At 42.3% G+C, this 12,501-nt stretch carries 7 protein-coding genes; 5 read left to right on the top strand and 2 right to left on the bottom strand.

Annotated elements, in window-relative coordinates; all coding sequences use genetic code 11:
* The first annotated feature begins 1 nt into the window (after position 1).
* From J4E06_RS12795 to J4E06_RS12775, 5 genes are all read left to right on the top strand, one after another.
* Positions 2–2,212, top strand: a complete 2,211-nt coding sequence (locus J4E06_RS12795) for a bifunctional alpha,alpha-trehalose-phosphate synthase (UDP-forming)/trehalose-phosphatase (RefSeq protein ID WP_349524330.1) — start codon at positions 2–4, stop codon at positions 2,210–2,212.
* The gene (locus J4E06_RS12790; RefSeq protein ID WP_349524329.1) at positions 2,209–3,732 is read left to right on the top strand and encodes a nuclear transport factor 2 family protein; all 1,524 of its coding nucleotides are present in this window, start codon (positions 2,209–2,211) and stop codon (positions 3,730–3,732) included. The genes J4E06_RS12795 and J4E06_RS12790 overlap by 4 nt, the downstream gene beginning before the upstream one ends.
* A gap of 5 nt (positions 3,733–3,737) precedes the next feature.
* Positions 3,738–4,355, top strand: coding sequence for a TMEM175 family protein (locus tag J4E06_RS12785; protein ID WP_349524328.1), 618 nt, complete (start codon positions 3,738–3,740; stop codon positions 4,353–4,355).
* Position 4,356: 1 nt separating this feature from the next.
* The gene (locus J4E06_RS12780) at positions 4,357–5,688 is read left to right on the top strand and encodes a M28 family metallopeptidase (protein WP_349524327.1); all 1,332 of its coding nucleotides are present in this window, start codon (positions 4,357–4,359) and stop codon (positions 5,686–5,688) included.
* A gap of 165 nt (positions 5,689–5,853) precedes the next feature.
* Positions 5,854–7,464: a M1 family metallopeptidase gene (locus tag J4E06_RS12775; protein ID WP_349524326.1), complete on the top strand. Its 1,611-nt coding sequence runs from the start codon at positions 5,854–5,856 to the stop codon at positions 7,462–7,464.
* Between the two features lie 184 nt (positions 7,465–7,648).
* On the opposite strand, the gene J4E06_RS12770 is transcribed toward J4E06_RS12775, so the two are convergent.
* Both J4E06_RS12770 and J4E06_RS12765 read right to left on the bottom strand, forming a co-directional pair.
* A complete protein-coding gene (locus tag J4E06_RS12770) occupies positions 7,649–11,032 on the bottom strand; it encodes a ThuA domain-containing protein (RefSeq protein ID WP_349524325.1) in 3,384 nt (1,127 codons plus the stop codon).
* A gap of 192 nt (positions 11,033–11,224) precedes the next feature.
* Positions 11,225–12,487, bottom strand: coding sequence for an MFS transporter (locus J4E06_RS12765; protein ID WP_349524324.1), 1,263 nt, complete (start codon positions 12,485–12,487; stop codon positions 11,225–11,227).
* Between the last annotated feature and the right edge of the window lie 14 nt (positions 12,488–12,501).

Below are 12,501 nucleotides of genomic sequence, written 5' to 3'. Positions count from 1 at the left end.
TATGGGCAAAACTATCATAATCTCAAATCGATTACCCGTTCAATTACAAATTAGCAATGGAAGTATCAATGCGATACCAAGTGTTGGAGGTTTGGCAACAGGGATGAAATCCGTGCATAGTGGAGGTGAAAGTCTTTGGATAGGTTGGTCTGGTTTAACGGACGAAGATACCCCCGAAGAACTTGAAGATGATATTGATATAGCATTGAAAGAGCACGGTTGCGCCAAGGTAAAGCTCAATTCCGATGAAATTGATGGTTTTTACTACGGTTTCAGCAATAGGACCATTTGGCCCCTGTTCCATTATTTTTTGAAGTATTCCGAATTTGAATTGAACTATTGGGACACCTACAAAGCGGTAAACCAGAAATTTGCCGATGCCATCATCGAGAATTCCGACGAAAATGATACCATTTGGGTACATGATTACCAATTGATGCTGGTACCGCAAATGGTGCGTGAAAAACGTCCCGATACCACCATTGGGTTCTTTTTGCATATTCCCTTCCCCTCTTTCGAGATATTCCGAACCCTGCCGTGGCGCGAAGAAATTTTGGAAGGATTGTTGGGCTCGGACCTTATTGGTTTCCATACCTACGATTATGAGCGACATTTTTTAAGCTCTGTTCGAAGACTTATTGGATTGGAAGTAAGTTTCAACGAGATTTATTTGGATAACAGGGTGATCAATGTGGATTCTTTCCCTATGGGAATAGACTATAAAAAATTCAGGGATGCCGCCATCGCCCATGCATCCAAAAGCAAGGAAGAGCGCAGCGATCTCCAAGCCAGACTGGACAATCACAAAGCTTCTGCGCCAGATACCAAGCTTATCCTTTCCATAGACCGATTGGATTACAGTAAAGGAATAGCCAAACGTATCAATGCCTTTGAATATTTTCTGAACAAATACCCAGAATACAAAGAAAAAGTAAGGCTGATCATTTTGGCCGTGCCATCCCGGTCTAACGTTCCGCAATATCAGCTTTTAAAAAGAGAGGTTGATGAATTGGTCGGTAGAATCAACGGGGAACTGTCCACAGTCAATTGGACGCCAATTTGGTATTTCTACCGCTCCCTGCCCTTTGAAAGTTTGATAGATCTTTACACGTCGAGCGATATTGCTTGGCTTACCCCATTGCGAGACGGAATGAATTTGGTGGCCAAGGAGTACATCGCCACGCGAACCGATAAATCCGGAGTGCTTATTTTAAGTGAAATGGCAGGTTCCGCCTACGAAATGAACGAAGCTCTTTTAATCAACCCCAATAACTTTGAACAACAAGCCGACACGCTTAAACAAGCCTTCAATATGCCTTTGGAAGAGCAGGTATCTCGAAATACCTTCTTGCAAAAAAGATTGGAGCGTTATAATGTGGAGGTGTGGGCGAATGAGTTTATGAATGCCCTAAAAGAAAACAGGGATTTGGGCAAAGCCTTTATTTCCGAAAAAATGTCATCCGAAATATTGTTGTCCATTGAAGAAGCATACTCCAAATCCAAAAAACGCTTGTTGTTCTTGGATTACGATGGAACCCTGGCTGGATTCCATAAAGACCCGCAACAAGCCTCTCCCGATGAAGAACTATACGAGCTTTTGGATGAGTTACACGAACAAGAAGACACTACGGTGTTTTTAATAAGCGGAAGGGACAAACAAACCTTCGGCCGTTGGTTCTTGCCAAAAAAATATAATATGATCGTGGAGCACGGCGTATGGATTTCACGAAATGGGGAAGAGTTTAAGATGTTGGAACAAGTCAAAGGAGATTGGATGAACAAAATAAGACCTGTCTTGGAATCTTTTGTGGATAGAACTCCCGGTTCTTTTATAGAGGAAAAGAATTATTCCTTAGCTTGGCATTACAGAAATACCGACCCCGATTTTGGAACTAAAAGAGCAACGGAGCTCAATACCGTATTGCGCAGTTTAATCGGCAATGACGATATTAGCGTTTTGAACGGTAACAAAGTGATGGAAATAAAAAGTAGCAACGTGAACAAAGGACGTGCTGCCACACGTATGTTGAGTGAGGATGATTACGATTTTGTTTTTGCCATTGGCGATGACTGGACGGATGAATTTATGTTCCAAGAACTTCCGGATTCGGCAATTACGGTCAAAGTGGGGCTCAAAAAAACACAGGCCAAATACCATGTTGAAAACACCGCAAGGGTAAGACAACTTTTAAAACGTTTTACAAAACCATGATACGATGGTTTTTCATTATTTGCTTTTTGTTGGCATACGTCCAAGGATGGGGCCAAACCGAAACGGAGGTTTACCTTTTTGATTTGGAACTGAATAATGGAAAACCCGTCTTGAGCAACCCCAAAAACATTTCCAACAATCCAGGTTACGACAACCAACCATCCTTTTGGGACGACAACACTGTTTTGTTCGCATCTACCAGGGAAGATCAGACCGATATCCTCCAATTTAATGTAAATGAGGGCAGCACTTCTAAATGGTTGACCTATACCAAGACGGGAAGTGAATATTCACCGCTTCGTATCCCTGAAAAAAATGCCTTTTCAGCTATTCGATTAGATGTTGATGGCCTGCAACGTCTGTATGAATATAATATCAAAACAAGTGAATCCAACCCAATTACAGAATTAAAAATTGGTTACCATGTTTGGTTCAACAACCATATCTTGGTCGCCACGGTTTTAACGGGAAATCGAATGGATCTCAAAGTCATCAATCTGAAAGAAGAAACCCAGAAAACAGTGCGCCAAAATGTAGGTAGGTCTTTGCACAAAATACCCAATACGGATTTGGTCAGTTTTATCGGTAAGTCAAATGGCGAAATGTTTATAATGTCCTTAAATCCACTGACCGATGAAATCAATAGAATCCATGAAACCTATTTTAACGAGGAGGATATTTGTTGGTTGGACCAAAACACCATCATCACCGGCGCGGGGAAAAAACTTCTGATAAAGCGCATAGGCTCAGATACCGATTGGGAAACCATCATTGACTTTCCACAAGAAGAGATCAACAACATTAGCCGCATTGCCATTAGTCCAAACCGTAAACGATTGGCCTTTGTTGCCGAGGAATCGCCTGCGAAAATCATTCAAAAACAGGTAAAGGCTTTTAACGGCAGAGACTTGGATGGATTTGTGTCCTGCTTTGCAGATGATGTTGTGGTCAGCCGTTTTCCAAACGAAAAAATGTATCAGGGAAACAGCAAAATGAAAGACAACTACGAGCGCTTCTTCGAAAATGTGAAATCCTCCAGTGTGGAGGTTGTAAACCGTATCATACTCGGAAACACCATCATAGATGAAGAAATCACCAAAGTAGATGGCAGGGACGGACACCAAGTTGCCATCTATCAAGTGGAAAATGGATTGATTACGTCCATGACCTTTGTTTTTCCAGATGGACCACTGACCGATGCCGAAAGTATTGTTCAAGAACAATTGGAAGCTTACAACGAAAGGGATATCGCTGCCTTTATGGACACCTATGCTCAAAACATCGCTGTTTTTGAATTTCCAAAAACAGCCAGTGTAATTGGCAAATCCAAAGTTGAGCAACAATACCGTTTGTTTTTTGAAAATACCGAGGACCTTCACGCAGAGATAAACAACAGAATCGTCATTGGAAACAAGGTTATCGATGAAGAACAAGTAGTGGCCAATGGAAAGGAATTTAAGGCCATCGCCATTTATGAAGTGGAAAATGGCGAAATTGCCAAAGTTACGTTCATTAAATAACCGATATGAAACTACCCCACAACATTAGCAGAATCGAAGCCTTTAGCGATGGGGTCTTCGCTTTTGCCGCTACCCTATTGGTCGTTTCCGTGGGCACACAGGCGGAGAATTCCATTCTTCAAGTGGATTGGATGATGTTTTTAAGTTTTGGTGTCAGTTTTTTTGCCTTGGTGGGATTATGGTCGGTGCATTACAATTTCTTCCGAAGAACCAACTATATGGACAATATGATCATTGCTCTTAATGCCATATTGCTTTTTTTGATACTCTATTATATTTTCCCCATAAAATCCTTGATCAATTCTTGGACTGGCACCCTTCAAATTAATGCGGATGAATTTTCATCGCTTTTCCAACTCTACAGCCTTGGCTTTCTATTGATTTTCACTTGTTACGCCTTGATGTACTGGAGGGTATACAAGAAAGCCAACAATAGCAATATGCAACATATGTTTTATGCCAGACATTTTGGGCTTTTTGTGATTGTTGCCCTTGTTTCCATTATTATTGCCAGGCTTCAATTGGGATTAAATTACGGGCTTCCTGGAATAATTTATATGCTTTTGGGGCCTTTTTGCTATTTTCACGCTGTTTACTTTCAGAAAAAAACCAACGCTTTTTAACATGAGAAATATATTACTTGCACTATTACTGATTTTCACCACTTTAGGGTATTCACAAACCGATACTAGGTTGTACGACATCATCAATTCCGTATCTGCCGATCGTATTGAAGATGATGTAACCACCTTGGTCAACTTTGGGACAAGGCACACTTTAAGCGATACCGTTTCCCAAACCCGGGGAATTGGAGCGGCCAGAAGATGGATCAAGTCGGAATTTGAACAAATCTCTTCGGATTGCAACGATTGTCTCGAGGTCTTCTATCAAAAGAATCTAATTGAGGAGGGCGATAATGCCAGAATTGTAAAGGATGTGGAAATCGTAAATGTGGTGGCCATACAAAGAGGAACCAAGTTTCCAAACCGCTTTATTATTATGAGCGGTGATATTGATTCACGCGTGAGCGATCCAACCAATTACACTTCCGATTCTCCGGGAGCAAACGACAATGCCAGTGGTATGGCAGGCACTATTGAAGCATCCAGAGTGTTGTCCAAATACAAGTTCGAAAGCAGCATTATCTATGTGGGTCTTTCAGGAGAAGAACAAGGACTTTATGGAGGCAAGGGTTTAGCTGCCTACGCCAAGGAAAAAGGTTGGGATATTGTGGGTATCCTCAACAATGATATGATCGGAAACATCACCGGGGTTGACGGTGTGGTAAGCAATAGGGATTTTCGCATATTCTCGGAACCCGTTCCACCTACCGAAACAGAACAAGAACGCAGAGCAAGACGTTTTTATGGTGGCGAAGTGGATGGAATTTCCCGTCAATTGGCCCGATACGTGTACAAAACCACCAAAACCTATATGCCCGAAATGAATCCTATGATGATCTATCGGTTAGACAGGTTTGGCCGTGGCGGACACCATAGGCCTTTTAACGATGCCGGGTATGCGGGTATCCGAATTATGGAGGCACACGAGAACTACACCCAACAACACCAAGACATTCGAACAGAGGATGGTATTGCCTATGGCGATGTTTTGGAACACGTGAATTTTGACTATGCCAAAAAACTTACTGCTGTCAACGCCATCAACCTAGCATCCATTGCCTGGGGCCCACCAGCTCCCGAAACCGTTGAAATTGGCGGTATTGTGGAACCTAGTGCCAAACTGCGTTGGAGCAAGGTGGATGGGGCCATTGGCTACAAAATTTATTGGAGGGATACCACCTCCCCTACGTGGGACAATTACAAATACGTAGGGGATGTTAGCGAACATACCTTAGAAGGTATTGTTATCGACAATTTCTTTTTTGGAGTGGCAGCTGTTGGAAAAGATGGGCACGAAAGCCCGGTGGTTTTCCCGAACAAGGTTTTTAGATAGGATTTGAATGTCATTCCTGCTGACCCCTGAGCGTAGTCGAAGGGAAGCAGGAATCCAGAGTATTTCATAGTATAAGAATGGATTCCGCATCAGGTGCGGAATGACAGGTTGTTACTTGGACACAACATTTTTAACTGATTTTGAACTACTTACCAAGTATTAATTATGAAGCAGACTTTCTTTGTTGCTTTTCTTTTTGGGTTGAGTATTGCATCTGCTCAAAATTTTACAAGACAAGACACCCTTAGGGGCAGCATTACCCCGGAAAGGCAATGGTGGGATTTGAACCATTACGACCTCAACGTAAAAGTGGAACCATCAAAAAAGTATATCGCAGGATACAATGTAGTCAGATATAAGGTGTTGAAAGAAGATAAAACACTTCAAATTGACCTTCAAGAGCCCATGAAGATTGAAACCATCACACAAGATGGGAAAAAATTAAATTTTACCTCGGAGGGCAATGCACATTTCATCAAACTAAAGAAAAGACAAGTACCTGGAACTTTCAACGAACTGAAAATTGAATACTCAGGATACCCAAGAGAAGCGGTCAGAGCACCATGGGATGGCGGTTTTTCTTGGAAAGAGGATGCCAATGGCAATCCATTTGTAGCCACCTCCTGCCAAGGGCTTGGTGCTAGTGTTTGGTGGCCCAACAAAGATCATATGTACGACGAGGTGGACAGTATGCGCATTAGCGTTACCGTCCCCAATGATTTAATGGATGTCTCCAACGGACAATTGGAAAGTGTTGCCGACAAGGGTGATTTTAAAACCTATAATTGGGTGGTGAAGAACCCCATCAATAACTACGGGGTCAATGTAAACATTGCCGATTACACGCATTTTGGAGAAATGTATGAGGGCGAAAAGGGCCCGTTGCAACTTGATTACTATGTGTTGCCCAATAACTTGGAAAAAGCCAAAAAACAATTCGTTCAAACCCCAATGATGTTGCAAGCTTTTGAGCATTGGTTTGGCCCCTATCCGTTTTACGAAGATGGTTTTAAATTGGTGGAAGTGCCTTATTTGGGTATGGAACATCAAAGTTCGGTTACCTATGGCAACAACTATGAAAATGGGTATTTGGGCCGTGATTTATCAGGGACCGGTTGGGGTTTACAGTTTGATTTTATAATTATCCACGAGGCCGGTCACGAATGGTTTGCCAACAACATTACCTATAAAGATATTGCCGATATGTGGGTGCACGAAGGGTTTACGGCCTACTCCGAAAATCTGTATTTGGATTATCACTTTGGAACAAAAGCCGCAGCGGAATATGTCATTGGCACACGGGCCAACATCCAAAACGACCGCCCTATCATTGGCCCTTATGGAGTAAACCAAGAGGGCTCTGGAGATATGTACTACAAAGGCGCTAATATATTGCACACACTCCGCCAATTAGTTGATGATGATGAACAATGGCGTCAAATGTTAAGAGGACTCAATAAAGATTTTTACCATCAAACGGTAACTACTAACCAAATTGAAAACTACTTAAGTGAAAAATCAGGCAAGGATTTATCCGCTTTTTTTGATCAATACTTACGCACCACGATGATTCCCACCTTGGAATATAAAATTGAAAATGGTTCAATAACCCATAGATACATTGATATTGTGGACGGTTTTGATATGCCCATCAAAATATCCATAGGAGGTACAGAAAAATGGCTGTTTCCGAGTGCCGAATGGAAAACAGAAAAACTGAAAGGAAGCGAAGTGGTTTTTGACAAAAACTTCTACATCGACACCAAAAAGATGTAGTTCGAAAAACGTTTATGAAAACAAAGAGGCGGTCTAAAATGTCGATTTTCGTCAACCTGAACTTGATTCAGGCTCTCATAGTGATTTGTTTATCAGAATGATGAGATTCTGAAATAAATTCAGAATGACGTGTTTCAATACTTTTTAGACAACCTCTTTTATAGTTGCTATATAGCGGTGTTCATTAATTAAACTGAACTTGGGTCAAAGCAAACGTGCCTATTTCTTCGCCTTCTGCTTTATATGTCAGGTAAAGCTCGGGTTGCACACCATCGGTTTTTTCAATAGGTATTACAACAGCGCTTCCTTGACCACCTAGACCTTTTGGATTCAGTTGTCCCCTACCCAAAACTTCACCATCGGGAGCACCTGAGCGCAACTCCATAGTATACGGAATACTCGGTGGTTCTTGCCAAGCTACTATCGCCATTAATCTACTTACGCCCGTCAGGTCGGTATTTTCAATCTTCACCCACCCATCGGCAGCGTTTAATAGTTGTAACTGCATTCCACCAAAGGTCATGGCTTGTGTACCTTTAGAAGGTGTACCCTCAGGGAAAACCATACTGTTACTCGCCAAAACAACGGTTTCAGACCCCGTCAATGGCAAGGCATCCGCTGTCCCCTGGTCGGTATAACTGGCCGTCAACAAGAATACTTCTCCATTCTCTTTGGCTTCTGGTCTTACAGTACCGGTCAAAGGAAGTGATGGTTTCTTATTGTCTCCGCCTGTTAAGGACTGTATATACTGGGTAATTTGTCTAGCCTCCATTTGAGAGACATTTGGGTGTGCTGGCATTACCACCTCGCCCCATACACCAGAACCTCCTCCAATGATTTTGGCCATTAAATAATTGGTAGCTCTGCGATCATCCTTGTACTTCTCGGAAACCTCAAGGTAGTTTGGTCCTATTGACGCTTCTTTTTCCTTGTGGCAAGATTTACAATCCAAACTCTGGGTCAGTGCTTTGCCCATAACCGCTCCAGATACCTGCTGATGGCCTAAATTCATATTGACCTCATCCATGCCAGAACGATATTCTACCGAGACATAAACATTGTCTTCATCAACTTCGCTATCAGCATCCGAAACAGAAACCGTATAATTAATGGGTTGTCCAGGTATGTAAAATGATGAATTTGCCTGATCCAATTCAATGTCCACTACAGGTCGTTCATTACCCGCAACTATGGTTTGATCAATGCTCGAAACTTCTTCTCCTGCGGGATCTTTAACTGTTACATTTAGTTTGTAAGAACCCGCATCTTTGTAAGTGTAGGTTAAAGTAGGTTCCGTGGTCTCCTGAGTAGTGCCATCGCCCAAATCCCAAATATAGCTCATACTATCACCCTCGCGATCATGTGCTTCTACCGTAGCCGTTACAGAAAGTGGTAGCGATCCAGCATCGTTGTCCACAATAAAGCTGTCTATTACCGGAGCTCGGTTGCCTCCATTATATTCAATATAGCCCAAACCACTGTCCGGGTTTGCAGAGAACCAACCACTTCCGTATTCCAATAGGTAAACGCGTCCATCAGGACTCATTTCCATATCAATTAAATTGCTTAATTCGATGTCTGGAGCAAAAGGTTCCATTTTATTGACTGAACCATCTTCAAAAAGGTGCAATGCCATCATCCAGCCTCTCATCCAATCGTAGATGATTACTTTTCCATCGTAATAAGACGGTAAACCTCCTCCGTTTGGATACAAATCCGACCAATACGTAGGTCCTGCCATTGCGTTTCTTCCGCCAGAACCAGTTTGAGGGAAATCTTGGCTTTCACCATAATGATAGTATGCGTAAGCTGGTTGGGCAGGTGGCAATTCTTTTAAACCTGTATTGTTCTTGGAATCGTTGATTGGTTTCTCTGGATCGAAAAACCTTCCGGATTCCCCGGTTTCATAATCATATTTGCTATACGCAAAGTTATCACCGATAAACATAGGCCAACCGTAATTTCCTGGTTCACGGGCCTGATTCATTTCATCATAACCTCGTGGGCCTCGGGTTTCCAAACTATCCACTCGGGCATCTGGCCCAACATCGCCCCAATACAAGTATCCACGTTTTAAATCTACTGAGATACGATATGGGTTACGATGTCCCATCGTATAAATCTCTGGTCGTGTTTTTTCGGTACCTACCGGGAAAAGGTTCCCTTCGGGTATATCATAACTTCCATCTTCGTTCACCTTGATTCGAAGAATTTTACCTCTAAGATCATTGGTGTTTGCAGAGGAACGTCTAGCATCAAATTGCTCTTTGCCCGGAATATCGTTCAGAGGTGCATATCCACTGTTTACATATTTAGCTTCACTATCATCGAAAGGTGTTGAGTTATCACCAGTTGATAAATATAGATTTCCATCCGGTCCGAAAGCGATAGAGCCTCCGGTGTGGCAACAAATCTCTCGTTGGCTATCCACTTCAAGAATGACTTGCTCTGAATCCATATCGAAATTACCGTCGATATACTTGAATCTTGAAAGTCTGTTCACCCAATCATCGCCCGTTGGAGCGTAATAAACATATATCCAGTTGTTTTCAGCAAAATTGGGATCCTTTTGAAGTCCCATTATACCTTCCTCTGCATTCACGCCGGGTGTTTCCAATGTTTTATGGTAGACATCCAAAAAGGCAACTTGGCTCAACTCTTGGGTCTCGTCGGAATACAACAGTATTTCTCCCCTACGTTGAGCCACTAATACATCATTGTTAGGAAGCACAGTCATTTCCGTAGGTTCAAAAAATTGTCCAGTGGACAAAGCTACTTTACTAAAGCGATCCGCTTCAGGTGGTATTTGCGATGTTGACTTGGCATAATCCAATTCCAAATTTTTACCAATGGCATAATTGATGCCACCAAGTACATGTTTTAGGAACAGCTCTTCTGAAAAGCTTTCATCCGTATGCCCTGCTGCGGTGTAAAACGCACGACCACCATCGAACTCATGGTACCAGGCCATTGGGTGATAGTCTCCATTTTCTCCACCTTCGTAGGTCGACTCGTCCACGGTCATCAAGACATTGATACCATCATAAATATTCTTGTAATTGTACAATTCATCGGTACGGTGCCAAATGGAATCAGTGAAAAACTCGGTAGCTGGATGATTTTTATCTTTTATAATAAAATCCGCTTCTGGCGTACCTGCAGGGTGACTCAAGAATTGAGCTCCGACCAGTTTGTTGTACCACCCCCAATCGTATTCGGTATCGGCTGCTGCGTGAATACCCACATAGCCTCCACCGGCTTGGATATAGCGTTCAAAAGCTGCTTCTTCGCGAGCGTTGAGTACGTTTCCCGTAGTGCTTAAAAAGACAACTGCCGAATACTGCGCTAAATTTTCGTCGGTAAATAGTTCACCATTGGTAGTGGTGTCGATAACAAAATCATTTTCTTGGCCCAATTTTTCAAGTGCCGCGATTCCTGATGGGATGGATGCATGTTTAAAACCCATTGTTTTTGAAAAAACCAAGAGTTTCGGGGAACCTTTGCGTTTTTTCTCACACCCAACAAGAACAAAAAGTAGGCATAACGCCCCTAAAATGTAATTCTTCATGTGCATTAATAATAGTTGTAAAGTCTTATCGTTTAGTTTTATTTATTGGCAAATAACCAATTAGGTGGCAATATAATTACTATTTTGCTGAAAATAGGTTTCTATTGTCTCAAATTGTAAAAATAAACAAATTCATAGGAACTTAACGGGTTTTCAACAAAGGTACCTACACGGGTGGAGCGGAGAAAAGCCTCAAATAGGCTCCTTGCCATATTTTTTGTGGTAGACCAATGCCGCGATACAGCCCAGAAGTGCAAACGCACTCAACATCCAGAACACATTTTGATGTCCAATCTCTTCACCGGGGTGCGCATCCAAAAGCATTCCGTATGCCGGACCTGCAAAAACATCGGGGGTATAACCAATCAATGAAATGAGCCCAACTGCTGTTCCCGTTAAAGCCAATGGAATTCTACCAACTTGCATTACGCCAAAATATAGTGCCCTTGTAGCATACACCCCTGCTGCAATTACCACCACCGACATAAAGAACAAGAGTGTGGTCGTTGGTGCTATTACCCCACTAGCGAACAACAATCCGCCAATCAATGTCAAAACAAAGCTTACCACCAAAAGCCATGTAATTTTGAGCTTATCGGCTATCAAACCAAAAAGAATACCTGTTGCTGGACGGAGAAATTGCAAGAGCGTTCCAACCGTTGCCGATTCCACTTGATTGTACAGCATGACTTCTTCGGCATATTGCGAGATGATATCCGTAATCTTGTAGCCCACGTATCCGCAAAGTATGATGACCATCAATAGCCAAACCGAAGGTAATTTTAGTACCTTTTTAATATCCTGCCAAGAAATACGTTCAAGAATCACTTTTGCATCGTCTTCCTCGGTCTTCATGAAAAACCAAACCAAAATCCCAATCAAGATAATAATCACTGAAGCAAAATAAAGAACATAGGTAAATGCCGATTTTCGGTCTTGAAGATTGGCCAACTCGGGAGACTCCAATAAGAAAAATGAAAATACCGCTACGCCCAACAAACTGAACAATGCCCCTGTTAAACCACGACCACCATCCAAAAATCCAAAAGCCTTTCCTTGAGAATCGGTACCCCCCCAAATTCGTGTGGCCTTGATCATAGGTGCCCAAAAAAGAAAAATAGTGGTAAAGCCCCACCATCCATACAATACTTGAAGTACCTCAAAACGGGGGTATTGTGCAAACAAAAACCCACCCAAAGCGGTCATCCACAAGGCAATGGCAATTAATTTCCGAGGCTGATATTTATCGGCCAAAGGTCCGCCGAAAACATAGGAAACCATTGCAACCAGTCCATATACTGAAAAACATAGGCCTAGTTGAACATTGTCCAACTCCAGAACATCCAAAACAGTGGGCCTAAAAACACGTGGTAAAACAAAAGGCAGAATAAAAATGGCTTCTCCCGAAAGAATCAATAATAATAGATAGAGCCAACTTGGTTTGGTTTCCTTCAAAACTTGGATTTGGA

The sequence above is a fragment of the Allomuricauda sp. NFXS6 genome (assembly GCF_040148835.1).
GTDB lineage: Bacteria > Bacteroidota > Bacteroidia > Flavobacteriales > Flavobacteriaceae > Flagellimonas.
Note: the sequence above shows the minus strand (reverse complement) of the source record. Positions and strands in the feature narration are given on the sequence as shown.

What these genes read in the sequence shown, in the direction of transcription:
- J4E06_RS12785 (WP_349524328.1), top strand. Translation starts at nt 3,738, where the DNA reads ATGAAACTACCCCACAACATTAGCAGAATCGAAGCCTTTAGCGATGGG.
- J4E06_RS12770 (WP_349524325.1), bottom strand. Translation starts at nt 11,032, where the DNA reads ATGAAGAATTACATTTTAGGGGCGTTATGCCTACTTTTTGTTCTTGTT.
- J4E06_RS12775 (WP_349524326.1), top strand. Translation starts at nt 5,854, where the DNA reads ATGAAGCAGACTTTCTTTGTTGCTTTTCTTTTTGGGTTGAGTATTGCA.
- J4E06_RS12795 (WP_349524330.1), top strand. Translation starts at nt 2, where the DNA reads ATGGGCAAAACTATCATAATCTCAAATCGATTACCCGTTCAATTACAA.
- J4E06_RS12780 (WP_349524327.1), top strand. Translation starts at nt 4,357, where the DNA reads ATGAGAAATATATTACTTGCACTATTACTGATTTTCACCACTTTAGGG.
- J4E06_RS12790 (WP_349524329.1), top strand. Translation starts at nt 2,209, where the DNA reads ATGATACGATGGTTTTTCATTATTTGCTTTTTGTTGGCATACGTCCAA.